Raw genomic sequence first — 25,525 nt, 5'->3', positions numbered from 1 at the left:
GTTGATATTAAATTGTTGTGTAATTGGTAATGCTTAAAAAGAAAAAAGGCACGTCACAAGTGACGTGCCTTTCGGTAGCTTAGCCTGAACTGTTACTGTTCGCTTTCATCGGTATAACGTTTCGCTTTATAGGCCGGATGCATCAGGTTTTGAGCTGAGAAGATATCGTCCAGCTCGGCTTCGGTCAACAGACCTCTCTCCAGCACCACTTCACGTACGCTCTTACCGGTCTCGGCACAAATTTTGCCGACGATATCCCCGTTGTGGTGACCGATGAACGGGTTCAGGTAGGTGACGATGCCGATGGAGTTGTAAACGTAGCCTTCACACACTTCTTTATTTGCGGTGATGCCGTTAATGCATTTTTCCAGCAGGTTGTAGCAGGCGTTAGTCAGGATGTGAATGGATTCAAACATCGCCTGACCGATTACCGGCTCCATCACGTTGAGCTGCAGCTGACCGGCTTCAGAAGCCATGGTAACGGTAGTGTCGTTCCCGATAACTTTAAAGCAAACCTGGTTAACCACTTCTGGCACCACCGGGTTGACTTTGGCTGGCATAATAGAGGAACCCGCCTGCAGCTCTGGCAGGTTGATTTCGTTCAGGCCGGCGCGCGGGCCAGAAGAGAGCAGGCGCAGGTCGTTACAGATTTTGGAGAGCTTCACCGCCAGACGTTTCAGGGCACTGTGAACCATCACGTAAGCGCCGCAGTCGGAGGTGGCTTCAATCAGGTCTTCTGCAGGCACAACCGGCAGGTTAGAAACTTCGGCCAGCTTCTGTACCGCCAACTGCTGATAGCCGTCCGGCGTGTTCAGACGCGTACCGATGGCGGTCGCGCCGAGGTTAACTTCCAGCAGCAGCTCAGAAGTGCGCAGCAGGTTTTTGGTTTCTTCATTCAGCAGCACGTTAAACGCGTGGAATTCCTGACCGAGGGTCATTGGCACCGCGTCCTGCAGCTGGGTACGGCCCATCTTCAGGATATCCTGGAACTCAACCGCTTTGCGCTGGAAGCCTTCGCCGAGCTGGTTAATCGCGTCGACCAGTTTCACCACGGAGGCATATACCGCAATGCGGAAGCCGGTCGGGTAGGCGTCGTTGGTGGACTGGCATTTGTTAACGTGGTCGTTCGGGTTCAGGTACTGGTATTCACCTTTCTGGTGACCCATCAGCTCCAGGCCGATGTTTGCCAGCACCTCGTTGGTATTCATGTTGACGGAGGTACCCGCGCCGCCCTGATAGACGTCAACCGGGAACTGGTCCATGCATTTGCCGTTGTTCAGCACTTCATCGCAGGCGGCGATAATCGCATTTGCGGCGCTTTTCGGAATGGTTTGCAGCTCTTTATTCGCCAGTGCTGCGGCCTTTTTCACCATCACCATGCCACGCACAAATTCAGGGATGTCGCTGATTTTGCTGTTGCTGATGTAGAAGTTTTCAATCGCTCTCAGAGTGTGAACACCATAGTAGGCATCCGCTGGAACTTCCCTGGTACCCAACAAGTCTTCTTCGATACGAATGTTGTTTAACATGTGAACCTTCTTTTCAAGCTGCCGATGGATTGTACTAAACACACAGTATATATGTGGTTTTGAATATTTTCTGACCGACGATTATTCCCTCAATCAGCCAGATGTTCGAGATCATATGCTGATGATAGCGAATTGCCGTAAGCTGGATCACTTATTATCGTCTCGATCACATGATAATTATTAATCTGTGAAATGAGTCACCGCTTTAATATTTCCAGAAAAAATATCCGTGCAAACCGATTGAATTTTGGCTAACCGTCACCATCTCTTATAGACGCGCTTCGCGAACACATTCAGACAGGGGCCTTACGGCACCTGCCATACAGGAGATGCCAGTGCGCTGGATACCGTTTATTGCTTTCTTTCTCTACGTTTACATCGAGATTTCGATTTTCATTCAGGTTGCTCATGTGTTGGGCGTCCTGCTGACGCTGATTCTGGTGATCTTCACCTCCGTTATCGGCATGTCGCTGGTGCGCAACCAGGGCTTCAAGAACTTCCTGTTAATGCAGCAGAAGATGGCCGCAGGCGAAAGCCCAGCCGCCGAGATGATCAAAAGTGTGTCGCTGATTATTGCGGGCCTGCTGCTGATCCTGCCGGGGTTCTTTACCGATTTCCTCGGCCTGTTGCTGCTGTTACCGCCGGTTCAAAAGCACCTGACCATGAAACTGCTGCCGCATCTGCGATTCAATCGCGTGCCAGGCGGTGGTTTCAGCACCGGCCCTGGCGACACGTTCGACGGGGAGTATCAGCGTAAGGACGACCAGCGCGACCGTTTAGACCATAAAGACGACCGATAAATTTTCTTGTGTGGCGCTTCGCTAACTTGCAACTAGCGGAGCGCACCGCGCGTCGGCAAAAACGCCCACAGTCCCGCCAGCATGACAATGGCGTACAGGCTTTTCCAGCCCACCATCGCCAGCAGCAGCAGACACAGCACACCTCCGACGATCGCTAACGCTTTATAACGCCCCTTCAGCAAACGGCAGCCTGCCAGCATGCACAGCAGATAAATCATGATGAAGATGCCGTTGGCGTAGACGATTAACGCATCAAGATTGATGTCCAGGCCGTAAATGCACAGCGTGCTCACCACACAGCAGCCCAGCACGGCATTAAGCGCATTCAACGGCAGCTGACGTTTGGACAAGCGCGCAAGGCGGCTTTCGGGTTTGTACAACGCCTGCGACCATACCAGGCGCGCAAAGCTCTGGATGTAGATGTTAAGGCTGGCAAAGCAGGCCAGATAGCCAATCACACACGCGACCCACAGCGCTTTCACACCAAACAGCTGCACCACGATCCCCGGCAGCGACGCAGCGGCAGCTTTATCTGCGCCAAACGCATTAAAATGCAGCACAAGAACGGTGCAGGCCCAATACACCGTGCCCGCCAGCAGCAGGCCGATCATCAGCGCGCGCGGGAAGTCGCGTTCGGGCTGTTTAAATTCTGACGCCAGATGAGCAAAGGCCTCCAGCCCGACAAAACACCAGAACATCACGGAAAGCGCGGCGAACAGCTGGGAATGATCGACATCCTTCATCGCCGGGAACGGAATGTCCGCGACGTTGATATCGCCCGCCCACCAGATAGCGGCAATGAGTGCGACGATCAGCACCGCGACCAGCGTTTGCAGGTTAGCGCTGGAACTCGCCCCGCGTGACCCAACCCACCAGACAATCGCCAGCGTACCCAGCTCGGCCAGCAGGAGCTGCTCGTGATGCCAGCCAAAAAGCGCCTGCCCAAAGCCAGCCGCAATATGCAGCGCGGCAGGCAGGCCGACCGGGATCACCGAAAGAAACAGCCAGCCCGTCACGCGCTCCAGACGTGGACCGAATGCCATCCCGACAAAGTGCGCCACCCCGCCTGCGCTGGGGAAGTGCCGCCCGAGGATCGCAAAAACAATCGCCACCGGGAAAACCAGCACAATCAGCACCGGCCAGGCCCACAGGCTGTTATTTCCCGCGACCAGCGCCGCCAGCGCGGGGACCGCAAAAACGCCCGTGCCAAGTAAAGAGGTGGAGAGCAACCCTATGCCCTGCGCCAGCCCCAGCTCCTGTTTCAGTCCACTCATTTACATCGTCCTGCCGCCATCAAAAGAGAGGCGATGGTAACACTTTCGCAAATTTTTTTTCGATTCCCCCTTGAAGGGGTAAAAAGCTATCCCCATCTCTCAGTGCACTAGCCGGAAACCGCGTGCGGACCGGCGTCATCCATAACTGATAATGACTTTCTCAAAGGAGAGCTATCAATGAGTATTCGTCCGTTACATGATCGTGTGATCGTCAAACGTAAAGAAGTTGAAACTAAGTCTGCAGGCGGCATCGTTCTGACCGGTTCTGCAGCAGCCAAATCAACGCGTGGCGAAATCATCGCTGTCGGTAAGGGCCGCATCCTGGAAAACGGAACTGTGCAGCCTCTGGACGTTAAAGTTGGTGACATCGTCATTTTCAACGATGGCTACGGCGTGAAATCCGAGAAGATCGACAATGAAGAAGTGTTGATCATGTCCGAGAGCGATATTCTGGCAATTGTTGAAGCGTAATCTACGCACGAAACTGTACGAATTTGAGGAAAAAAGAACATGGCAGCTAAAGACGTAAAATTCGGTAACGACGCTCGTGTGAAAATGCTGCGCGGCGTAAACGTGCTGGCAGATGCAGTTAAAGTCACTCTTGGCCCGAAAGGCCGCAACGTAGTGCTGGATAAATCCTTCGGCGCTCCAACCATCACCAAAGATGGTGTTTCTGTTGCACGTGAAATCGAACTGGAAGACAAATTCGAAAACATGGGCGCGCAGATGGTGAAAGAAGTTGCCTCTAAAGCGAACGACGCTGCAGGCGACGGTACCACCACCGCGACCGTGCTGGCTCAGGCTATCATCACTGAAGGCCTGAAAGCCGTTGCGGCGGGCATGAACCCAATGGATCTGAAACGTGGTATCGACAAAGCTGTCGCCTCCGCCGTTGAAGAACTGAAAGCGCTGTCCGTACCGTGCTCTGACTCTAAAGCGATTGCTCAGGTTGGTACTATCTCCGCTAACTCCGACGAAACCGTAGGTAAGCTGATCGCAGAAGCGATGGACAAAGTCGGCAAAGAAGGCGTGATCACCGTTGAAGACGGTACCGGTCTGGAAGACGAACTGGACGTAGTTGAAGGTATGCAGTTCGACCGCGGTTACCTGTCTCCATACTTCATCAACAAGCCAGAAACCGGTGCAGTTGAGCTGGAAAGCCCGTTCATCCTGCTGGCTGACAAAAAAATCTCCAACATCCGCGAAATGCTGCCAGTGCTGGAAGCCGTTGCGAAAGCAGGCAAGCCGCTGGTTATCATCGCTGAAGACGTTGAAGGCGAAGCGCTGGCAACCCTGGTGGTTAACACCATGCGTGGCATCGTGAAAGTGGCTGCGGTTAAAGCACCTGGCTTCGGCGATCGTCGTAAAGCGATGCTGCAGGATATCGCAACCCTGACCGGCGGTACCGTCATCTCCGAAGAGATCGGTATGGAGCTGGAAAAAGCCACTCTGGAAGACCTGGGCCAGGCGAAACGCGTTGTCATCAACAAAGACACCACCACCATCATCGATGGCGTGGGTGAAGAAGGCGCAATCCAGGGCCGTGTGGCTCAGATCCGTAAGCAGATCGAAGAAGCGACCTCTGATTACGACCGTGAAAAACTGCAGGAGCGCGTAGCGAAACTGGCTGGCGGTGTTGCGGTAATCAAAGTCGGTGCTGCGACCGAAGTTGAAATGAAAGAGAAGAAAGCGCGCGTTGACGATGCCCTGCACGCAACCCGTGCTGCGGTAGAAGAAGGCGTCGTTGCTGGTGGTGGTGTCGCGCTGGTGCGTGTAGCCGCTAAACTGGCTAACCTGACTGCTCAGAACGAAGATCAGAACGTGGGTATCAAAGTTGCGCTGCGCGCGATGGAAGCACCTCTGCGTCAGATCGTGTCCAACGCCGGTGAAGAGCCGTCTGTTGTGACTAACAACGTGAAAGCAGGTGAAGGTAACTACGGTTACAACGCAGCAACTGAAGAATACGGCAACATGATCGACTTCGGTATTCTGGACCCAACAAAAGTGACCCGTTCTGCTCTGCAGTATGCGGCATCTGTTGCTGGCCTGATGATCACCACCGAGTGCATGGTGACCGACCTGCCTAAAAGCGATGCGCCTGACTTAGGTGCTGCTGGTATGGGCGGCATGGGTGGAATGGGCGGCATGATGTAATCATGCAGTTCTGCCCTTTGCAGAAATAAAGAAGCCCCCGACAGCAATGTCGGGGGTTTTTTTTTAGACGAGCAGCTGCATCACCCACAGAGAGACCAGCGCGTTAATCACGCAGAGGGTGATAATGTGCGGATAGTATTTTGGGTCAACGCCTGCGGTACCCAGGCAGCGCCCCGTGTTTTGCACCGGATTGCCCATCAGGTAAATTGCCGGGAGAAGAACGGTAGCATCGTGTCCATTCAGCGTTCCTGCGGCCACCAGGCTGGCGCAGACGCCCACGCCTCCGCCCATACTCATCACCGAAGCCAGCAGCACCGTCGCCGCTGCGCCCGGCAGCCCCCAGAGCGCCATGACGGGTTCACATACCTTACCCACTATATCCAGCAGGCCCGTTACCTTGAGTGCCTGAATGATAACGAAGGCCATGACCACATTGGGTAGCAGGCTGGTGGTGGCAATGGTAAAGCCGCGGCGGGCACCCTCGATAAACAGATCCATGATGTTTTTACGCGGCTGGGCGATCATTGGCTTCCTCCTGACTATGTCGGCCTTCGATGCGGGCAATCCACAGGCGAAGAAGATTCGCGCCAACAAATTTAAACACCAGAATGACGGCCAGCGGCGTAATCACCGGGACGGTGATAAAGGTAAAGAGCGCAGCGCCTGAAGAGAAATAGTTCGTTATGATGGCGCTTCCGCTGGTCTGGAAGGTGGCGAAAATGGCGCGTTCCCGCCCGGTAATCGTCCCTTCGTCAGCGAGTTCTTTGGTCATCCCCGCGGCAGCATCGGTATTTTGCAGGTTGGCGATCAGCGCCAGCGAGCATACGCCGGGTACCCCGAGCAGCGGGCGCAACACCGGCGTCATCAGCTGCTGCGCGGCGCGCAGCCCGCCTAATCCTTCGGTCACGGCGATAATGCCGAGCGATAAAATGACCGAGGGTGCCAGCTCAAGGGCAAACAAGAACCCGTCTTTCGCCCCCGTACCGCCCTCGCCGCGAAACGTCAGCGCGCCGTTCACCGCGCCAAAGCTGCCGTTAATGACGGTAAAATCCAGCACGCGCCACCATTCGGTGCTTTTAGCGAAGAAACCTGAAAAAAATACAATGGTAAGCACAAACGCCAGATAGCCCACCCATGTCACTTTTTCCTCTCCTGAGGATGATCTACTCATGAAGCCCCCTTTTTTATGCCGTACAAAAGTTGTACGTGGCACCACTAAAAACGATTAAGGGCTAAAACACGATACCTCAAAGGTTAATATCGGAATTCATTTAGGATAAGAAAGGCATGCGAGGCGGAATCTGACTCGCAGAAATGCTCAGCGTTTTTCTTTTGGTCATCTTTTAGGTATAAGATTTACACACGGACAACTGAGTCCAGCTTTTTGAAAACGAGGAATAACATGCGCGTACAAGTCTGTGCAGGGATCGTAGGTGCAGCATTGCTGCTGGCGGGTTGTAGCTCCAGCAATGAGCTGTCGGCGGCTGGTCAAAGCGTTCGCTTTGTGGAAGACAAACCGGGTAGCGAATGCCAACTGTTAGGCACAGCCTCCGGTAAACAAAGCAACTGGCTTTCCGGGCAACACGGTGAAGAGGGCGGCTCTATGCGCGGCGCGGCAAACGCCCTGCGTAACCAGGCTGCAGCAATGGGAGGCAACGTGATTTACGGCGTGAGCAGCCCAACGCAGAGTATGCTGTCCAGCTTCGTCCCAACGGCCAGCCAGATGAACGGCCAGGTCTATAAGTGCCCGAACTGATTGCCTTTTCCCTCTCCCGTCGGGAGAGGGAAAACTAGCTCTGACGCAGCTGCAAATCCAGCGGCGTCTTGCTTGGCTCACCGCCAATCTCGCGCGCCAGTTTCGGCACCATATAGCCAGAGACCAGCGTTAGCAGTTCGCGCACGATCTGCCGCGCCTCTTCATCCGTCACCATAAAATGTGCCGCCCCCTGAACGCGATCCAGCACATGCAGGTAATAGGGCATCACGCCTGCATCAAACAGCGCATTGCTCAGATCGGCCAGCACGCGGGCATTATCATTGACGCCGCGCAGCAGCACGCTCTGGTTCAGCAGCGTCACGCCTGCCTGACGCAGGCGAATCATCGCCGCCCGAAATTCATCGTCAATTTCGTTGGCGTGGTTGATATGGTTGACCAGCAAAACCTGTAAACGAGACTGCGCAAGGCGCGAAACCAGCCCGTCGGTGATCCGCGCCGGGATCACGATCGGCAGACGGCTATGAATGCGCAGACGCTTAATATGCGGGATGGCTTCAAGCTGGGTCAGCAGCCAGTCCAGCTCGTGATCTTTTGCCATCAGCGGGTCGCCACCGGAAAAAATGATCTCATCCAGTTCCGGGTGGGCGGCGATATAGTCCAGCGCGACCTGCCAGTTACGCTTGTTTCCCTGATTATCAGCGTAGGGGAAGTGACGGCGGAAACAATAACGGCAATTTACCGCACAGCCGCCTTTCACCAGCAGCAGAGCGCGGTTAAGGTATTTATGCAGCAAACCCGGCACGACGCTGTTCTGCTCTTCCAGCGGGTCGGTGCTGTAACCCGGCGCAGTGACAAACTCATCCTGGGAAGTAAGCGTTTGTTTTAGTAACGGATCGTCAGGGTTACCTTTCTCCATGCGGGCGACAAACGCGCGGGGTACGCGCAGGGCAAACAGGCGCTTTGCCTCACGGCCTGCGAGCAATGTTTGATGCCCTTCGAGGTCTAAGAGACGCAGCAATTCATCAGGACTGGTGATTACATCGGCAAGTTGCGATAACCAATCTTCTCTGGACGGGGTGTTTAGGGTTACAATATGCGCCATTTTGTGGCTTAGCTACCAGTTAACAAATTTAGAGGGCCTTATGGCAACGTACTATAGCAACGATTTTCGTGCTGGTCTTAAAATCATGATGGACGGCGAACCGTATGCGGTTGAAGCCAGCGAATTCGTTAAACCAGGTAAAGGCCAGGCGTTCGCGCGCGTTAAGCTGCGCCGTCTGCTGACCGGTACCCGTGTAGAAAAAACCTTCAAGTCTACTGACTCCGCTGAAGGCGCAGATGTTGTCGATATGAACCTGACTTACCTGTACAACGACGGTGAGTTCTGGCATTTCATGAACAACACGACTTTCGAACAGCTGTCTGCTGACGAGAAAGCCGTAGGTGACAGCGCTAAATGGCTGCTGGACCAGGCCGAGTGCATCGTGACCCTGTGGAACGGCCAGCCTATCGCTGTGACCCCACCTAACTTCGTAGAGCTGGAAATCGTTGAAACCGATCCAGGTCTGAAGGGCGACACCGCAGGTACTGGCGGTAAGCCAGCTAAACTGTCCACCGGTGCCGTGGTTAAAGTTCCGCTGTTCGTACAGACTGGCGAAGTGATCAAAGTGGATACCCGCTCCGGCGAATACGTATCCCGCGTGAAGTAATTCATGTAGATGATGAAAGGCGCAGCGCCCGCTGCGCCTGATTTTCAGGCACGGATGATGAAACGTATCGTAAAAATTCTGCTTCTGTTAGCGATTTCCAGCGCGTTCCTTTCCGGATGCAACACCGCACGCGGCATGGGCGAAGATATTCAGGATCTTGGCCATATCATTTCCCACGCAGCCAGCTAATCCCGTCTAATTTTCCTAAAAATTGTTCCTTCTCCGTCAAGCGCCGGGATCTTGTCTATCCTTAAGTTGCTATACACAAAATAACTTTGGCTATAAAAGGAAGATATTATGGTTAAGAAAACAATTGCAGCGATCTTTTCTGTTCTGGTGCTGTCTTCGGTACTGACCGCATGTAATACCACCCGTGGTGTAGGGGAAGATATCTCTGACGGTGGTAGTGCCATTTCTGGTGCAGCGACTAAAGCTCAGAACTGATGAGACAGGACGGTACGGCGTGTCGTCTCTCCGTACCGTCAATTTTCACTTTCCTGCAGCGATAAAAACGGCGAAAAGCGCGTATCCATATGCAATTTCATGCGAATATTGCGTTTATACGTATAAACCGTCTTTCCATTAATGCTCAGGTGGCTGGCAATCTTTTGGTTGCTTGCACCATCCATCCACAGCGTTAGCACTTTTTCTTCCTGCCGGGTTAACAGCGGGGCCGCCGCCTGTGGGATCGCCACGCGCGTACACATCGTCAGCGCGTCGTTAATCACCGTTGCCACCTGTTCGAGATCGGTTTTTTTGTGCAGTGACGACCATACCGGGAACTGCGCCACATAATCTGCCATCGCTTTCTCCTCGCCCGACTGCAATAAAATAAAAGGCAGCGTTTCGCTGGCTATCAGCAAGGAAGAGAGCTGCTGAAAATGGTGAATGTCCTGTCTGAAACCGTGTAAGTCAGCGATAACTAACGTCGGTTTCCACTGCAGGATGTGCTCTCGGGCAAGAAACAGATTATTCAGGCCGGTCACAACGAAGTCACCCGGAAACAGGCCTGAGTGATTGAGCCAGTCTTCAATCCCGGCGCGGGTGAAGTGACAACGGTCAATCAAAAGAATTTTGAACATATTGTATTCGCAGTCGGCTAGTGGTTTGGCTTCCTGCCATCAGAAAGCACACCATCATAGAGAAGTCGGATGAGTGATAAATGCCTGAACTGCACGGCATACTGAGGCTATTTCTTGCCTTAACGCGTTCAGCAAAAAAGGATTGAAAAAAAATCGCACGCTAACCAAAATAGGGCGTGTAACCTCTGCCTTGCGGGACGACCCGTGAGCGCCTCTTTCACCGGGGACGGCCCCAACTTTCACTGAAGTTAAGGAGCCTGAGATGTCCTGGATTATTCTCTTTATTGCCGGTCTGCTCGAAGTGGTATGGGCCATTGGCCTGAAATATACCCATGGTTTCACCCGCCTGACCCCAAGCGTCATTACCGTCACCGCGATGATTGTGAGCATTGTCCTGCTGTCATGGGCGATGCGTTCTCTGCCCGTGGGTACAGCCTATGCCGTCTGGACAGGCATTGGTGCCGTCGGTGCGGCGATAACCGGGATCTTACTGCTGGGAGAATCAGCGAGCCTGGCGCGCATCGCCAGCCTCGCGCTGATTGTTGCCGGGATCATAGGGCTGAAGCTCAGCACGCATTAATGCGGCTGCTCTACCCAGATTAATTTCGTTACATCAAACCCTTGCCGGGTCGCAACGTCGAGCATCTGCTGTTTCATTTCGGGTGAAAGGGTTGGCGTGCGGGAGAGTATCCACAGATAGCTGCGATCCGGCCCGCAAATCAGCGCATGGCGATACTCTCTGTCGAGTGCGATCACGTTGTATCCGCCGTAGAACGGGCCAATAAACGAGATCTTCATGGCGGCTCTGTGCGGATCGCCGGTAAAGTAGGCTTTACCCACAGACTGCTGCCACATCTCACGATCTGGATTATATCCCCGGTTAACGACCTGAATACCGCCGTCATCCATTGAGCTGTAATGTGCCGTGACTTTTTCTAATCGGCGTTCAAAGCGATGATCGAGGCGGGCGATTTCATACCAGGTGCCAAGGAAGTGTTGTGCGTCGAAATTGCTGACGACAGTCACGCCAGGAGGAGGGGTAGGGGAGCTGCAGGCAACGACTAAAAACGCGGCTGTCACTGCGGCGATAACAGGCAGAATGCGCATAGGTGTTTCCTTACTGGTTTTTTGTTAAGTGTAGATGACAGCAAGGAAAATGCGGGTTTTGTACGTTGTTGACTGGCGGAGGCCGGGTGGACGAAGCCGCCACCCGGCAACGCGTTACTGCAGTGCGTTAAGGATCTGGTAAGCCGCTTCTACCCGGGCAGGGTTCGGATAGCTCTTGTTCGCCAGCATCACGATCCCCAGTTGCTTCTCGGGAATGAAGGCCACGTAGCTGCCGAACCCGCCGGTTGAGCCCGTTTTATGGACCCACGAGGCCTTAACCGGTGGTGCCGGAGGGTTTACTTCTCGCGCGGGTAACGCTGCCAGCGCGATCTTATTATCACTGCCATCGATAATCGTTTTGCCATCGACCGGCCAGTTCAGCATCTCCCAGCCCAGCCCCTGATACATCGACCCAACGCGCCAGTAGCGTGACTGTGCCAGGGCAATACCCTGTTTAAGTGATGTAGCCTGAACGCGCTCCGGTGCCATGTTTACCATCACCCAGCTCGCCATGTCTTCGGCGTTGCTTTTTACGCCATAGGCTTCGCCGTCCAGCATACCCGGTGAAACGTGGACCGCTTTCCCGTCGCGATAGCCCCAGGCGTAATGCTGCTCTTCGGATTTCGGAACCTGGATCCAGGTATGATCGAGCTTCAGCGGCTTCAGGACGCGCGTGGTCATGGCCTGCTCAAAGCCCATTCCAGAGGGCTTGACCGCCAGCGCCCCAAAGAGGCCGATGCTGGAATTGGCATACAGGCGCGTGGTGCCCGGTTTCCACTGCGGCTGCCACGTTTGATAGAAGTTCAGCAGGGCGGCCGGGTCGGTGACGTTATCCGGCACCTGTAACGGCAGGCCACCGGCGGTGTAGGTGGCGAGATCCAGCAGGCGAATGCCCTGCCACTGCTTGCCGGTCAGTTCAGGCCAGTACCTCGTCACCGGATCGTTAAGCGAAATTTCGCCGCGGGCAATGGCATCGCCGCCCAGCACGCCGGTGAAAGTTTTACTGACAGAGCCTAGCTCGAATAAGGTCTGCGGCGTGACGGGTGTGTTTGCAGCAACATCGGCTTTGCCGAAGGTGAAGTAGTGCGGCTGGCCCTGATAGATCACCGCCACCGCCATGCCCGGAATGGACTGTGCTTTCATCAGAGGCGTCACGGTGCGCTTCACCACCTTTGCCAGCTCTTTTTCTGACAGGGAGGACGCGAGGGCTGAGCATGAAACGCCGAGAAGCAGGGCGCAGAAAACGAGTTTTTTCTTCATCAGTTATCTTCCGTAATAGCGTGTAAGGGAGTGTCCGGGCCCATAAGACGAGCGTAGTCTGTGGGATTTGACAGCCGCTGACAAACGGTTAAATTTAGCATGAGCTGTAAATTTTTCTAACGGACGAGCCTATGACGCGCAGCTACATCCCGCTTAATTCACTTCGTGCTTTTGAAGCTGCCGCCCGGCATCTGAGCTTTACGCATGCCGCTATCGAGCTGAACGTCACCCACTCTGCCATCAGCCAGCACGTCAAGGCGCTGGAGCAGCACCTGAACTGCCAGCTCTTTATCCGCGTTTCGCGAGGTTTGATGCTGACCACGGAAGGGGAAAATTTGCTGCCGGTGCTGAACGATTCCTTTGATCGTATCGCCGGTATGTTAGATCGCTTTGCAAATCACCGGGCGCAGGAGAAGCTGAAAATCGGCGTCGTGGGGACGTTTGCGACCGGCGTGTTATTTTCGCAGCTTGATGATTTCCGCCGCCGCTGCCCGCATATCGATCTTCAGCTGTCTACACACAACAACCGCGTCGATCCGGCGGCTGAAGGGCTGGATTACACGATCCGCTACGGCGGCGGAGCGTGGCACGGCACCGAGGCAACGTTTCTGTGCCATGCCCCGCTGGCCCCGCTCTGTACGCCAGCCATTGCCGCCAGACTGCGCACCCCGGCCGACATACTGAAATTTACCCTGCTGCGTTCGTATCGACGGGATGAATGGACGGCGTGGATGGCAGCGGTGGGCGAGCATCCACCTTCACCGACGCACCGGGTTATGGTCTTTGATTCGTCCGTCACTATGCTGGAGGCCGCCCAGGCCGGCGTGGGGATCGCTATCGCACCTGTCGATATGTTTAGCCATTTACTCGCCCGCGAGCGTATCGTGCAGCCGTTTGCGGCGCAGATCGATCTGGGCAGTTACTGGCTGACGCGGCTGCAGTCGCGTGTGGAAACGCCCGCCATGCGCGAATTCGCCCAGTGGCTGGTGGAGAAGATGCCGCACTAGAAGGCCCGCCGGGTGGCGGGCCAGAACGATCACAGGGTGACGACGGCGATCAGGGTGACCACGGTCAGGATGGTGGCCAGGCCGTAGAAGACCCATTTCCCGTTTGGAACGTGGATTTTCAGGTCGTGCATCGCGTGGTGAATGCGGTGCAAGCCGAGCCACAGGGGCAGGACGATCATCAGGAAGATGAACACGCGGCCAATAAAGCTGCTGGCAAACGCGAGGACGCGTTCATAACCCAGCGCATCGCCCGGGAACAGCCCGAGCGGCAGCATAATGCCGACCAGCAGGACAATCACCGGTGCGATGATGGCGCTCCACATGCCGCCTGCACCGAACAACCCCCAGAAAACCGGCTCGTCAGAACGTTTTGGATTCGGATTGATCACGGTAGTCTCCTTACCAGAACAGTGCGACAAACAGAATGACCACAGTAACCACTGCCGTCACCGCCCACAGCCCTTTAATCACAGGCTCTGGTCCCATTTTCTCGCCTTTAACGATGATGTTCGCCGCCTTGGGTGCCAGTTCAAACCAGGTTTTGGTATGCAGCAGCGCCGCAGCGAGCACGATCAGGTTCAGCACCACGATGATCGGGTTTTGCAGGAAACCCACAAAACTCGCCCAGGATTCGGGGCCGTGCTTAAGGGCAAAAATGCCGTAGATAAGCTCCAGACTGAACCACACCGCGGGAACTGCCGTCCCTTCACGCAGCATATAGAAGCGATAAAACGGCAGTTTTTTCCACCAGGTGGACGGCATCGGCCGCACATAGGCTTTGCGTTTAGTCGTCATCATGCACTCCTTAGCGTGGTTTCAGGGTTGCGATAAGAAAGTCTTTCGAGCTTTCTACTTTCCCCTGCTGAATAGCGGCAGCCGGGTCGACGTGCTTTGGACAGACTTCGGAGCAGTAGCCCACAAAGGTGCAGGTCCAGACGCCGTTCTGGCTGTTAAGCTGCGCCATACGTTCTTTTTTGCCGTGGTCGCGGCTGTCCTCGTTATAGCGGTGCGCCAGGGTAATGGCGGCCGGGCCGATGAACTCCGGGTTCAGGCCAAACTGTGGGCACGCGGCATAGCACAGGCCGCAGTTGATGCAGCCGGAGAACTGATGGTATTTCGCCATCTGCGCCGGGGTTTGCGTATTCGGGCCTTGATCCGGCGTGCGCGGGTTGCCAATGATGTACGGCTTAATGGCCTCCAGACTTTCGATAAAGTGGGTCATATCGACCACCAGATCGCGTTCGATCGGGAAATTGCCCAGCGCTTCAACCTTGATGCCTTTGGTGTAGTCGCGCAGGAAGGTCTTACAGGCCAGCTTCGGCACCTTGTTGACCATCATGCCGCAGGAGCCGCAGATCGCCATACGGCACGACCAGCGATAGCTCAGATCCGGCGCCAGGTTATCTTTGATATACCCGAGCGCATCCAGCAGGGAGGTTTGCTCGTCATAGGGCACTTCATAAAAAGCGCTGTGCGGCGCGGTGTCCACTTCCGGGTTGTAGCGCACCACTTCAACTTTCATTTTTTGCATCTCAGCCATTCGCCTTCTCCTTCTTCTCGGCGGCTTCTGCTTCTGCACCGTACACGCGTTTCGCCGGTGGCAGCGTGGTGATCTTCACGTCGCTGTAGTCCAGACGAGTGGTGCCATCCGCGTCGCGCCAGGCGAGAGTATGTTTCAGGAAATTGACGTCATCACGTTCCGTACAACCTTCATCCAGACGCTGGTGGGCACCGCGTGACTCTTTACGCGCCAGCGCCGAGTGCGCCATACATTCCGCGACGTTCAGACCGTGGCCCAGCTCAATGGTATAGAGCAGGTCGGTATTGAAAACGCTGGAGGTGTCGGTGATGCGTACATGCCTGAACCGTTCCTGCAGCTCCGCCAATTTGTCGACGGTTTTCTGCATCAGCTCTGGCGTACGGTAGATGCCGCAGCCTTCTTCCATCGACAGGCCCATTTCGTCGCGGATCTTCGACCAGTTTTCGTTGCCTTCCTGATTCACCAGGTCTTTGAGCCGTTTTTCAACGTCGGCAACCTGCGCATCCAGCGCCGCACCGTTGGCTTCACCTGCCGTGGCGGCACGCTCCATCGCGCGCTCGCCCGCCATGCGACCAAAGACCACCAGCTCGGCCAGCGAGTTGGACCCCAGACGGTTTGCGCCGTGCAGGCCCACGGAGGAGCACTCGCCAACGGCGAACAGGCCTTTAATGCGGGTTTCACACTGCTGGTCGGTTTCGATCCCGCCCATGGTGTAGTGCGCGGTTGGACGCACCGGAATGGGCTCTTTCACCGGATCGACGCCAACGTATGCTTTCGCCAGCTCGCAGATGAACGGCAAGCGCTCCAGCAGTTTCTTCTCGCCGAGATGACGCAGATCGAGGTGAACCACATCGCCGCGCGGCGTGGAGATGGTGTTGCCTTTGCGCCATTCGTGCCAGAAAGCCTGAGACACTTTGTCGCGTGGACCCAGCTCCATGTATTTGTTCTTCGGCTCGCCGAGCGGTGTTTCTGGCCCCATACCGTAATCCTGCAGGTAGCGATAGCCGTTTTTATTAACCAAAATGCCGCCTTCACCGCGGCAGCCTTCCGTCATCAGAATGCCGGAGCCTGGCAGACCGGTTGGGTGATACTGGACAAACTCCATATCGCGCAGCGGCACGCCGTGGCGGAGCGCCATGCCCATGCCGTCGCCGGTGACGATACCGCCGTTGGTGTTGTAGCGATAAACGCGCCCCGCACCGCCCGTTGCCATCACCACCGCTTTCGCGCGGATCTGCACAAGGGTGCCTTCCATCATGTTCATCGCCACCAGACCGCGCGCTTCGCCCTCATCCACCAGGATGTCGAGGACGAAGTGCTCGTCAAAGCGCTGAATTTGTGGGAACTGAAGGGAGGTCTGGAACAGGGTGTGGAGCATGTGGAAGCCGGTTTTGTCGGCGGCGAACCAGGTTCGTTCTATCTTCATGCCGCCGAAGCGACGAACGTTGACGCTGCCGTCCGGGCGGCGACTCCACGGGCAACCCCATTGCTCAAGCTGGGTCATCTCCGTGGGGCAGTGATGCACGAAGTAGTCAACGACATCCTGTTCGCAAAGCCAGTCGCCCCCTGCAACCGTGTCGTGGAAATGGTATTCGAAGCTGTCATGATCCTGCGCAACGGCGGCGGACCCTCCTTCAGCGGCAACGGTGTGGCTGCGCATCGGATAGACTTTTGAAATCAGAGCGATTTTAGCGTTTGGATTAGCTTGTGCCGCAGCAATTGCTGCGCGTAATCCAGCCCCGCCAGCGCCTATTACGGCAAGATCGGCTTGAAAAGTTTGCACGACATTCCTCCAGATTTTTGTTTTCCCGCAATGCGTGAGTTAAAGGCAGTTCACCTGTCCAAACGGACGATTGCGAAAGCGATTCCACTGCTCCTTTATGGGTAAAACAGTATAACCGGATGGATATGAGGGAAATTTGACGTGTTCGATTTTTTTGCTGTTCTGTGCGGTGATTTATCATGGTGATTGATGAATTGCGTCACGTAATTTCACTCATGAATGAAAAGCAGCTTTTTACTGTGCAAAATTTGTCTCTGCCCCGCCTGTCGAGTAGACTTCGTGCCCTTGTCTGAAATCGGAGAAAAACTCATGAGCGAAACGGCAACCTGGCAGCCGAGCGCATCCATCCCAAACCTGCTTAAACGCGCGGCCATTATGGCGGAGATCCGTCGTTTCTTTGCCGATCGCGGAGTCCTTGAGGTGGAAACGCCGTGCATGAGCCAGGCAACGGTAACGGATATTCATCTGGTCCCGTTTGAAACCCGTTTTGTTGGCCCTGGCCACTCACAGGGGATGAATCTCTATCTGATGACCAGCCCGGAATACCATATGAAGCGCCTGCTGGCGGCGGGCTGTGGCCCGGTGTATCAGCTGTGCCGTAGCTTCCGTAATGAAGAGATGGGCCGTCACCATAATCCGGAATTCACTATGCTGGAGTGGTACCGTCCGCATTACGACATGTATCGCCTGATGAACGAGGTGGACGACCTGCTGCAACAGGTGCTGGACTGCGCGGAAGCCGAGACGCTTTCCTATCAGCAGGCGTTCCAGCGCCATCTGGAAATCGATCCGCTGTCTGCCGACAAAGCGCAGCTGCGCGACGCGGCGGCAAAACTGGATCTCAGCAACGTGGCGGAGACGGAAGAAGATCGCGACACGCTGCTGCAACTGCTGTTTACCTTCGGCGTTGAGCCGCAGATCGGCAAAGATCGCCCAACGTTCGTCTATCACTTCCCGGCAAGCCAGGCCTCGCTGGCGCAGATCAGTACGGAAGATCACCGCGTAGCTGAACGTTTTGAGGTCTACTACAAAGGCATCGAGCTGGCGAATGGCTTCCACGAACTGACCGACGCGCGCGAACAGCAGCAGCGTTTCGAACAGGACAACCGCAAGCGTAACGCCCGGGGCCTGCCGCAACAGCCGATCGACGTGAATCTGCTGGAAGCCCTGAAAGCCGGCCTGCCCGATTGTTCCGGCGTGGCGTTGGGTGTTGACCGTCTGGTGATGCTGGCGCTTGGCGCAGAGCAGCTTGGCGACGTGATTGCATTTACGGTCGACCGCGCGTAATACAATACTGGGTGGCGCGCGAGCCTGCCCGGTGTGTCTCTCTCCCTGGCAATAAACCTTTCCAGTAAATATTCATGGCATCAATAACTGCCAGCGTCGCGTTACGCAGGTTATTTTCCTAATTTGCCCTGAATAGCCACACTTTTCGTCTGGTCATCTGCTACCATCCGCGCAGTTTATTTCGCTTTGGATGGTTCTATGTCCCACTCAATGAAAAAAATGACCCTGACCGGTCTTATCCTGATGATTTTTACGTCAGTGTTTGGCTTTGCTAACAGCCCTTCGGCGTTTTACCTGATGGGCTACAGCGCGACGCCGTTTTATATCGTCTCTGCTCTGTTCTTCTTTATTCCGTTTGCGCTGATGATGGCGGAGATGGGGTCTGCTTATCGCAAGGAAGAGGGCGGGATTTACTCGTGGATGAACAACAGCATCGGGCCGCGCTACGCGTTTATCGGCACCTTTATGTGGTTCTCTTCCTACGTGGTCTGGATGGTCAGTACCGCCGCCAAGGTGTGGGTACCTTTCTCGACGTTTCTCTTTGGGGCAGATAAAACGCAGGTCTGGTCTTTGGCTGGGCTGAGCTCCACGCAGGTTGTCGGGATCCTCGCGGTCTGCTGGATGGTGGTAGTGACGCTGGTGGCGTCGAAAGGCATCAACAAAATCGCGCGCATAACCGCCGTGGGCGGTATTTCAGTTATGTGTCTGAACCTGGTCCTGCTGTTGGTGAGCATCGCGATTTTGTGTCTCAACGGCGGCCACTTTGCGCAGGAGGTGAATTTCGTTTCGTCACCTAACCCGAGCTATCAGTCCGGCCTCGCGATGCTCTCTTTTGTGGTGTTTGCCATCTTTGCCTATGGCGGTATAGAAGCGGTGGGCGGCCTGGTCGATAAAACCGAGAACCCGGAAAAGAACTTTGCCAAAGGCATTATCTTCGCGGCGATAGTTATCTCTGTCGGCTACTCGCTGGCGATTTTTCTCTGGGGTGTGAGCACCAACTGGCAGCAGGTGTTAAGCAACGATACCACTAACCTTGGCAATATCACTTACGTGCTGATGAAGAGCCTGGGGATGACGCTCGGGCAGGCACTGCAGCTGACGCCGGATGCGGCCACGACGATGGGCGTCTGGTTCGCGCGTATCACCGGCCTGTCGATGTTCCTCGCCTATACCGGTGCCTTCTTTACGCTTATCTATTCGCCGCTAAAAGCGATTATCCAGGGAACGCCAAAAGCGCTGTGGCCAGCCCGCATGACGCAGCTCAATACGGCAGGTATGCCTGCGAACGCCATGTGGATGCAGTGCCTGCTGGTCTGCGTGTTTATTCTTCTGGTGTCGTTCGGTGGGGATACTGCCTCTGCGTTTTACAACAAGCTGACCCTGATGGCGAACGTATCAATGACGCTGCCCTATCTTTTCCTGACCCTGGCGTTCCCGTTCTTTAAGGCGAAGCAGGATCTCGAACGTCCGTTCGTGATTTTCAAAACCCGCGCCGCCACGCTGCTGGCCACCACCGTCGTCGTGCTGGTAGTGGCTTTTGCGAATATCTTCACCGTGATCCAGCCGGTCATTGAGGCCAATGACTGGAACAGCGCGCTGTGGATGGTCGGTGGCCCGATCTTCTTCTCGCTGATGGCGATGGGGATTTATGAGAATTACCGTCGTCGTACGACGGCCTATCTCACAGAAACGGCATAGTGGATTAAACCCCCTCCCGAACGGGAGGGGCTCACTACAAACTCCCTGCCGGGCGCGTACGCGCCGCTGACGACAGCGTCCTTCCCGTCTTACGTCCATCCAGCGTTTCAAGGCGCATCTGGAACGGTGGGAACGGCATATCAATACCGTGTTCGCGGAAGCCTGCCAGAATCAGCTGGTGGATCTCATGGCGCAGCGGCATACGGTGCCCCATTTCGGCGGCGTAGATACGCAGTTCGAAGATCTGGATCCCCTGCTGCAAATCGACGAGGAACACTTCCGGTGGCGGGTTGTCGATCACCAGCGTGCAGCGCTCTGCCGCCGTGTAGAGGATCTGCGTCACCTCTTCGCTGTTAGCATCCGACGGTGCAGGCACCGTCAGCACCACACGCGTCACGGAGTCGGACAGCGACCAGTTGATAAACTGCTCGGTGATAAACGCCTTGTTCGGCACGATAATCTCTTTGCGGTCCCAGTCGCTGATGGTCGTGGCGCGGGTGTTGATTTTGGTGATGCTGCCGGTCAAATCGCGGATCGTCACCGTATCGCCAATACGAATCGGTTTTTCGAACAGGATAATCAGGCCGGAGATGAAGTTTGCGAAGATCTCCTGCAGACCAAAACCCAGCCCCACACCAAGTGCCGCGACCAGCCACTGCAGTTTCGACCACTCGATACCAATCATCGAGAAGCCCACCAGCCCGCCGAAGAGCAGGATCAGGTATTTGGTGATCGTCGTGATCGCATACCCCGTACCGGGGGTGAGATCCAGATGCTGCAACAGCGCCAGCTCCAGCAGGGCCGGGAAGTTCCGCACCAGCTGGGTGGTGATAATCAGCACCAGAATGGCAATCAGCACGGCCCCCAGGGTGATTGGCTCCAGGCTTTCAACTCCTTGAACCGTCGAGGTCACATCCCACAGGGAGATGTTCTCAAGGAAGCCAAACGCCGAGTGGATCTCTGACCACAGGACGATGACCGACAGCAGTGCGATGAGCATCAGGATGGATCGCACCAGACGCAGGGACTGGGTACTGATGGCATCGAGATCCAGCTCGACCTCGTCCACCTCTGCGGTGCCTTCGGTGCTGTTGGTGTGATGCGACTCCTCTTCGCCGCGGGCGCGCTGGGCAAGGATTTCAGCACGACGATGCTTGGCGCGATCAAACGCCAGACGACGGCGCTGGATGAGCATCCACCGGCGGATAATGTGGTAAACCACCAGCAGCAGGAACCAGATCGCTACCGAGGTTTCCAGACGCGCCAGCAAGGCCTGCGCGGTGGCAAGGTAACCCACCGCCGCCGCCAGAATCGCCACCAGCGGCGCGCTTAGCAGTAAATTCCACAGCAGGCGGTTAAACATGTTATCGCCGCTGCCGGTTTTATCGACATAGAGCGGAATGCCCGCTCGTTTCAGGCTCAGCGTCACGATCGCCAGTGCTCCACAAATCAGCATAAAGCAGAGACGACCCAAAGAGCCGGAGAACTCGCGGTCGTTAAGATTATCAAACATGATCAGCGCCATGATCAGCGGCACAATCAGCCCGATGCTCATCAGGTAATAGCGCATGGCGCGCGCAACGCGGTTACGCGGCCAGCCAAAGTGGGCGATGAACAGGCTGTTAGGGCGCGCGAACGTGGCGCAAATCATCACGACCCATAGCAGCGGTACGGTGGCGGTAACGCCATCACCAATCGCGACCGCCAGCGGATAAGGCCAGGCTTCCCGCAGGCCATATCCGAGCGTCATCCACAGCACCGGCAGCGGTGAGGCGACGAGAATCGACCAGAACACGGTGCGCAGCGTCAGCCAGAAATGATCCTGAGTGACTTTGCCCACGCGGGCGCTGGAACGTTCGAGGAAGCGGGTGAAGTGTCTGCGCGAGTAAATGCTGAACCCCACCAGAATGAGCGCCCCCAGCAGCGGGAAGATGGTCTCTTTGCTGGTGATCATCATCACGCTGGCCTGACCCAACTGGCTAAAGGTATCAAGCGAAATCAGGCGGCGAAGATCCTGCACAATCTCAATCGGCCACGAGAAGGTCATTGGCCGCACGTCAGACGTCCAGAACAGATAGCGGTGCGTCGCCTCGTTGACCTCTTTCAGCGCGTCTTCCAGCTGGCTGTTGGAGACCTTCAGCTTGGTAAGTTCCAGGATCAGCGTGTCGCCACCCTGCAGCAGGGAGTTGAGCAGTTCACGCTGGGTGCGCATCTGTGCTTCAAGAATACGGCTTTGCTCGCTGGTCAGCGGCTGGCCGTCAGCCTGACGGATCTGGCGGATTTGCGGCTGCTTGTTGAGAAGGTCTTCAAAGTGCAGACGCTGAACGCGCAGCTGCGCCATTTCGGTGTCAAGCTGCTGCGGTTTTGGCATCTCCGGCAGGCGGGCAACCTGGGCGCGTAACGCTTCGCCGAGCAGGTTTGAAGAGCCAAGCCACTGGGACTGTTCGCGCAGCGTATTGAGCGCCTGGCGCACCTGCAGAGTTTGATTCGTGGCCTGACGCTGCTGCGAGGCAACCAGATCCATACGCTGCGCCTGCTGATTCAGCGCGGCAGAAAGCTCGCGGTTAACCCTGAACTGATCGACGATCCCGGTCGGCAGGTTTGCGCTGTTTTCAGCAAGCAGTTCCGTGCTTTCCAGCGCGCGCTCTGCTTCACGCTGGCGCTGGCTGTTGAGCTGATTGCGCAGGGCCTGCAGATAGGCGTCTAACTGCTGGCTCTGCTTCTGCGCCAGCTCGGCGCGCATGCGTGAAAGCTCCTGGCGGTTATTGGCGGAAAGCTGCGCCAGCTCCAGCTCATCAACCAGCGCCTTGAGTCTGGCGGATTCTGCCTGCAGTCCAAGGTTTTGCGCCTGGCTTTGAGGCGTGCTGCCGGTTTGGGTACCGACGCGGCGTTCGACATCGTTTAACTGACGGCGGGCGTCGGTTTGCTGCTGTGGTAACTGGCTGAGCGAGTCGGCAATTTCACGCGCGCGCTCCTGCTCCTGCTGGGCCTGACGGCTTTTTTCGAGAAGCTGGCTGCTGACCTGGAGGATCTCCTGGTTCAGCGCGTCAGACGTCAAGCCGACAGGGACGTTGCGAGGTTCATCGCGCAGGTTATTAAGCTGCGAGCGCAGGGTCTGCGAGAGTTTAGGGAAGTTATCGATAACCTGCTGATACTGCTGGGCGCGCTCGAGGGAGCCTTTACGTTCCTCAAGCGCGTTCAGCGCGGCCTGGAGCGACTCGACGGTCTCTGGCTGAGCGGGTTTCGCCGCTTTTGCCTGCTCCAGCTCCTGGGTTATCTGTTTGGCGTCGGGGGCCGTCGCTGCGTACGCCCCCATGCTGAGGCACCAGGCCATCAGTAGAACGATAATCGGGCGCACGTCAGCGATCCTTCTGTTGTTAGCCTTGGTCTTTGTTGTCGTCAACCAGCGGGCTGGCGTCGTGCTCGGCTTTGATCTCTTCTTCCGCCAGCGGTGCAGGCTCTGCGTCTGGTGTGACGAGCGCTTCGGCAGAAACTGCCAGCGGCTGGCCGAGTTTGGTCACCGACAGGCTTTGGAGCTGTTCCACCAGGTGCACTTTACCCGGCGCAAACAGGTTGATCACGGTAGAGCCGAGCTTAAAGCGGCCCATCTCCTGGCCTTTCAGCAGGGCAACAGAGCCTTCATCTTCCCCGGCAGGCCAGGTCCAGCGTTTGATCACCCCTTCGCGTGGTGGGGTGATGGTGCCCGCCCAGACGGTTTCGATACTGCCGACGATGGTTGCGCCTACCAGAATTTGCGCCATTGGGCCAAATTCGGTATCAAACAGGCAGATCACACGCTCGTTACGGGCGAACAGGTTTGGAACGTTCTGTGCGGTCAGGTGGTTTACGGAGAAGAGATCGCCCGGCACGTAGATCATTTCACGCAGAATACCGTTACACGGCATATGGACGCGGTGGTAGTCGCGCGGTGACAAATAGGTGGTGGCAAACGAACCGTTACGGAACAGGTCGGCCATCAAATAGTTACCCGCCAGCAGCGCTTCCAGGCTGTAGTTATGGCCCTTCGCCTGCAAAATTTTGTCGTCTTCAATTTTACCCAACTGGCTGATCACGCCGTCGGCAGGCATCACCAGCACGTTAGGATCGGTGTTAAGCGGGCGAACTTCGTCGCGCAGGGGGCGCACGAAGAATTCGTTGAAGGTGCGGTAGCTGGCGGTATCCGGTTTCTGCGCCTCTTTCATGTCGACCTTGTAGTATTTCACAAACAGATCGATGACCAGTTTGGTCAGCCAGCCCGCTCGTTTGCTTGCGCCCCAGCCCGCCAGGCGAGTGAGCCACAGTTTTGGCAGAATGTATTGAAGCGAAAGTTTAAATGAGTTTAACAAGGTAGCCTCCAGGCCATTGTTTTGTCGTTCCTGATCCGGCTGCAGACAGCCGGATCCTTAAAAAGGGGGACGATTTTAGCGATGCTTAGCGTAGTTGTCAGTTATCAGAATCGGAAAAGTTTTTACGCGTTTTTACCTGATCCATGCTCTCAAGAATGCGGTGATAATTTTCGAAACGTGTTTCTGCAATTTTACCGTTTTCGACCGCTTCGCGGATGGCGCAGCCTGGATCATTGTCATGTTTACAGTCGCGGTATTTGCAAGCGCCTAAATAGTCATGGAATTCGACAAATCCGTTGAAGATTTGTTCCGGCTCGAGGTGCCATAAACCGAATTCACGCACGCCCGGGGAGTCGATCACATCGCCGCCGTGCGGGAAATGATACAGGCGTGAAGCCGTAGTGGTGTGCTGACCAAGACCCGAGACGCCAGAAACGTCGTTCGTCAGGATTTCCTGCTGCAGGCCAAGAAGGTTATTCAGCAGGCTCGATTTGCCCACCCCGGACTGCCCGGCAAAGATGCTGATGCGATCGGTCAACGCCTCTTCGAGCGGCTTCAGGCCGTCTTTGGTGTGGCTCGACACCATCAGCACGCGATAACCGATGTTGCGGTAGATATCCATCTGCTCGTTGACGAACGCCATGCCGTCGTCATCCAGCAGGTCGATTTTGTTCAGCACGATGATCGGCTCAACCTGCAGCGTCTCACAGGCCACGAGATAGCGGTCGATAATGTTGAGCGACAGCTCGGGCAAAATCGCCGACACGATAACGATCTGGTTAATGTTGGCGGCAATGGGCTTCACGCCGTCGTAGAAATCGGGACGGGTCAGCACCGAGGTGCGTTCATGTACGGCTTCGACAATGCCTTTTACCGTTACGCCTTCCGCCGCTTCTTTACCCGGGCGCCATACCACGCGGTCGCCGGTCACCAGCGAACGGATGGTGCGTCGGATATTGCAGCGGTGGATCGCGCCGTCGGCGGCTTCGACATCTGCGTGCATACCGAAACGGCTAATCACTACGCCTTCCGTCGCTTCGCCAAACAGATTGTCGTCGTAATCGGGCTTCTCCGTAGTGGTTTTAAGACGGCGCTGGTGATTGGCATTCACCCGACGCTGCTGCCCTTTGGAGAGTTTATTTTTACTCAATCGCGCTGGCTCCTGGTCGCCCGTAACGGGCAAAACCTCTATGATACACTCTAATTAATACTAGTTAACCTGCTACTGCCGG

The 25,525-nt window shown here is 55.8% G+C and carries 26 protein-coding genes; 11 read left to right on the top strand and 15 right to left on the bottom strand.

Features of this window, described 5'->3' with window-relative positions:
- Nucleotides 1–92 precede the first annotated feature (92 nt).
- The gene (gene aspA / locus I6L58_RS10620) at nt 93–1,529 is read right to left on the bottom strand and encodes an aspartate ammonia-lyase (RefSeq protein WP_006178931.1); all 1,437 of its coding nucleotides are present in this window, start codon (nt 1,527–1,529) and stop codon (nt 93–95) included.
- Between the two features lie 335 nt (nt 1,530–1,864).
- Between aspA and I6L58_RS10615 the strand changes: the two genes are divergently transcribed.
- Entirely contained in the window at nt 1,865–2,329 is a 465-nt protein-coding gene (locus I6L58_RS10615) for an FxsA family protein (protein WP_042322475.1), read from the top strand.
- 32 nt (nt 2,330–2,361) lie between these two features.
- Here I6L58_RS10615 and yjeH read toward each other — a convergent pair whose 3' ends face one another.
- Complete coding sequence (gene yjeH / locus I6L58_RS10610) at nt 2,362–3,603, bottom strand: L-methionine/branched-chain amino acid transporter (protein WP_088208693.1); 1,242 nt, start codon at nt 3,601–3,603, stop codon at nt 2,362–2,364.
- Nucleotides 3,604–3,780: 177 nt separating this feature from the next.
- Here yjeH and I6L58_RS10605 point away from each other — a divergent pair, with 177 nt between their 5' ends.
- Nucleotides 3,781–4,074, top strand: a complete 294-nt coding sequence (locus tag I6L58_RS10605) for a co-chaperone GroES (RefSeq protein ID WP_003855929.1) — start codon at nt 3,781–3,783, stop codon at nt 4,072–4,074.
- Between the two features lie 39 nt (nt 4,075–4,113).
- Nucleotides 4,114–5,757, top strand: coding sequence for a chaperonin GroEL (gene groL / locus I6L58_RS10600; protein ID WP_006178934.1), 1,644 nt, complete (start codon nt 4,114–4,116; stop codon nt 5,755–5,757).
- A 63-nt stretch (nt 5,758–5,820) separates the two neighbouring features.
- Here groL and I6L58_RS10595 read toward each other — a convergent pair whose 3' ends face one another.
- Nucleotides 5,821–6,282: a YjiG family protein gene (locus I6L58_RS10595; protein WP_006178935.1), complete on the bottom strand. Its 462-nt coding sequence runs from the start codon at nt 6,280–6,282 to the stop codon at nt 5,821–5,823.
- The gene (locus I6L58_RS10590) at nt 6,263–6,928 is read right to left on the bottom strand and encodes a nucleoside recognition domain-containing protein (RefSeq protein ID WP_006178936.1); all 666 of its coding nucleotides are present in this window, start codon (nt 6,926–6,928) and stop codon (nt 6,263–6,265) included. The genes I6L58_RS10595 and I6L58_RS10590 overlap by 20 nt, the downstream gene beginning before the upstream one ends.
- A 231-nt stretch (nt 6,929–7,159) precedes the next feature.
- On the opposite strand from I6L58_RS10590, the gene I6L58_RS10585 reads away from it, so the two are divergent.
- Nucleotides 7,160–7,513 carry a DUF4156 domain-containing protein gene (locus I6L58_RS10585; protein ID WP_006178937.1) on the top strand — a complete coding sequence of 118 codons (354 nt, stop codon included), beginning with the start codon at nt 7,160–7,162 and terminating at the stop codon, nt 7,511–7,513.
- 34 nt (nt 7,514–7,547) lie between these two features.
- Here the strand turns inward: I6L58_RS10585 and epmB are convergent, their stop codons facing one another.
- Nucleotides 7,548–8,576, bottom strand: a complete 1,029-nt coding sequence (epmB, locus tag I6L58_RS10580) for an EF-P beta-lysylation protein EpmB (protein ID WP_006178938.1) — start codon at nt 8,574–8,576, stop codon at nt 7,548–7,550.
- Nucleotides 8,577–8,616: 40 nt separating this feature from the next.
- Here epmB and efp point away from each other — a divergent pair, with 40 nt between their 5' ends.
- The 3 genes from efp to ecnB all read left to right on the top strand — a co-directional run bounded on the left by efp (nt 8,617) and on the right by ecnB (nt 9,627).
- Nucleotides 8,617–9,183, top strand: a complete 567-nt coding sequence (gene efp, locus I6L58_RS10575) for an elongation factor P (RefSeq protein ID WP_006178939.1) — start codon at nt 8,617–8,619, stop codon at nt 9,181–9,183.
- A gap of 57 nt (nt 9,184–9,240) precedes the next feature.
- Nucleotides 9,241–9,372 carry an entericidin A/B family lipoprotein gene (locus I6L58_RS10570; RefSeq protein ID WP_088208905.1) on the top strand — a complete coding sequence of 44 codons (132 nt, stop codon included), beginning with the start codon at nt 9,241–9,243 and terminating at the stop codon, nt 9,370–9,372.
- A gap of 108 nt (nt 9,373–9,480) precedes the next feature.
- Entirely contained in the window at nt 9,481–9,627 is a 147-nt protein-coding gene (gene ecnB, locus I6L58_RS10565) for a lipoprotein toxin entericidin B (RefSeq protein ID WP_006178941.1), read from the top strand.
- Between the two features lie 38 nt (nt 9,628–9,665).
- On the opposite strand, the gene I6L58_RS10560 is transcribed toward ecnB, so the two are convergent.
- Entirely contained in the window at nt 9,666–10,265 is a 600-nt protein-coding gene (locus I6L58_RS10560; RefSeq protein WP_088208694.1) for a helix-turn-helix transcriptional regulator, read from the bottom strand.
- A gap of 262 nt (nt 10,266–10,527) precedes the next feature.
- On the opposite strand from I6L58_RS10560, the gene sugE reads away from it, so the two are divergent.
- Nucleotides 10,528–10,845: a quaternary ammonium compound efflux SMR transporter SugE gene (gene sugE, locus I6L58_RS10555; RefSeq protein ID WP_006178944.1), complete on the top strand. Its 318-nt coding sequence runs from the start codon at nt 10,528–10,530 to the stop codon at nt 10,843–10,845.
- Here the strand turns inward: sugE and I6L58_RS10550 are convergent.
- Together I6L58_RS10550 and ampC are read right to left on the bottom strand one after the other, a co-directional pair.
- A complete protein-coding gene (locus I6L58_RS10550; RefSeq protein WP_088208695.1) occupies nt 10,842–11,372 on the bottom strand; it encodes a lipocalin family protein in 531 nt (176 codons plus the stop codon). The genes sugE and I6L58_RS10550 overlap by 4 nt on opposite strands.
- A gap of 114 nt (nt 11,373–11,486) precedes the next feature.
- Complete coding sequence (gene ampC / locus I6L58_RS10545; protein ID WP_006178946.1) at nt 11,487–12,632, bottom strand: CMY2-MIR-ACT-EC family cephalosporin-hydrolyzing class C beta-lactamase; 1,146 nt, start codon at nt 12,630–12,632, stop codon at nt 11,487–11,489.
- 131 nt (nt 12,633–12,763) lie between these two features.
- On the opposite strand from ampC, the gene ampR reads away from it, so the two are divergent.
- Complete coding sequence (ampR, locus tag I6L58_RS10540) at nt 12,764–13,639, top strand: LysR family transcriptional regulator AmpR (protein WP_088208696.1); 876 nt, start codon at nt 12,764–12,766, stop codon at nt 13,637–13,639.
- Nucleotides 13,640–13,668: 29 nt separating this feature from the next.
- Here ampR and frdD read toward each other — a convergent pair whose 3' ends face one another.
- The 4 genes from frdD to frdA are packed head-to-tail and all read right to left on the bottom strand — an operon-like array spanning nt 13,669 to nt 16,962.
- Nucleotides 13,669–14,028 (bottom strand): fumarate reductase subunit FrdD, encoded by a 360-nt coding sequence (gene frdD / locus I6L58_RS10535; RefSeq protein ID WP_042322484.1) that lies wholly within the window; start codon nt 14,026–14,028, stop codon nt 13,669–13,671.
- 10 nt (nt 14,029–14,038) lie between these two features.
- On the bottom strand, nt 14,039–14,434 hold the full coding sequence (frdC, locus tag I6L58_RS10530) for a fumarate reductase subunit FrdC (protein ID WP_042322487.1): 396 nt from the start codon (nt 14,432–14,434) through the stop codon (nt 14,039–14,041).
- A gap of 10 nt (nt 14,435–14,444) precedes the next feature.
- Nucleotides 14,445–15,179 carry a succinate dehydrogenase/fumarate reductase iron-sulfur subunit gene (locus I6L58_RS10525; RefSeq protein WP_006178954.1) on the bottom strand — a complete coding sequence of 245 codons (735 nt, stop codon included), beginning with the start codon at nt 15,177–15,179 and terminating at the stop codon, nt 14,445–14,447.
- A complete protein-coding gene (gene frdA / locus I6L58_RS10520) occupies nt 15,172–16,962 on the bottom strand; it encodes a fumarate reductase (quinol) flavoprotein subunit (protein WP_058609514.1) in 1,791 nt (596 codons plus the stop codon). Before frdA ends, I6L58_RS10525 begins: the two co-directional genes overlap by 8 nt.
- A gap of 309 nt (nt 16,963–17,271) precedes the next feature.
- Between frdA and epmA the strand changes: the two genes are divergently transcribed.
- Both epmA and yjeM read left to right on the top strand, forming a co-directional pair.
- A complete protein-coding gene (gene epmA, locus I6L58_RS10515; protein WP_006178957.1) occupies nt 17,272–18,249 on the top strand; it encodes an elongation factor P--(R)-beta-lysine ligase in 978 nt (325 codons plus the stop codon).
- A gap of 198 nt (nt 18,250–18,447) precedes the next feature.
- Complete coding sequence (gene yjeM / locus I6L58_RS10510) at nt 18,448–19,947, top strand: glutamate/gamma-aminobutyrate family transporter YjeM (protein ID WP_042322491.1); 1,500 nt, start codon at nt 18,448–18,450, stop codon at nt 19,945–19,947.
- Between the two features lie 34 nt (nt 19,948–19,981).
- Here the strand turns inward: yjeM and mscM are convergent, their stop codons facing one another.
- The 3 genes from mscM to rsgA all read right to left on the bottom strand — a co-directional run bounded on the left by mscM (nt 19,982) and on the right by rsgA (nt 25,443).
- A complete protein-coding gene (gene mscM / locus I6L58_RS10505) occupies nt 19,982–23,305 on the bottom strand; it encodes a miniconductance mechanosensitive channel MscM (RefSeq protein ID WP_088208697.1) in 3,324 nt (1,107 codons plus the stop codon).
- Between the two features lie 19 nt (nt 23,306–23,324).
- Nucleotides 23,325–24,293: an archaetidylserine decarboxylase gene (asd, locus tag I6L58_RS10500; RefSeq protein WP_006178960.1), complete on the bottom strand. Its 969-nt coding sequence runs from the start codon at nt 24,291–24,293 to the stop codon at nt 23,325–23,327.
- A 97-nt stretch (nt 24,294–24,390) separates the two neighbouring features.
- Nucleotides 24,391–25,443 carry a small ribosomal subunit biogenesis GTPase RsgA gene (gene rsgA / locus I6L58_RS10495; RefSeq protein ID WP_042322497.1) on the bottom strand — a complete coding sequence of 351 codons (1,053 nt, stop codon included), beginning with the start codon at nt 25,441–25,443 and terminating at the stop codon, nt 24,391–24,393.
- Nucleotides 25,444–25,525 lie beyond the last annotated feature (82 nt).

Origin of the sequence: Enterobacter cancerogenus, from assembly GCF_019047785.1 — a bacterium.
Taxonomy (GTDB): domain Bacteria; phylum Pseudomonadota; class Gammaproteobacteria; order Enterobacterales; family Enterobacteriaceae; genus Enterobacter; species Enterobacter cancerogenus.
The sequence above is the reverse complement of the archived record's forward strand: the minus strand, read 5'-3'. Positions and strand labels throughout refer to the sequence as shown.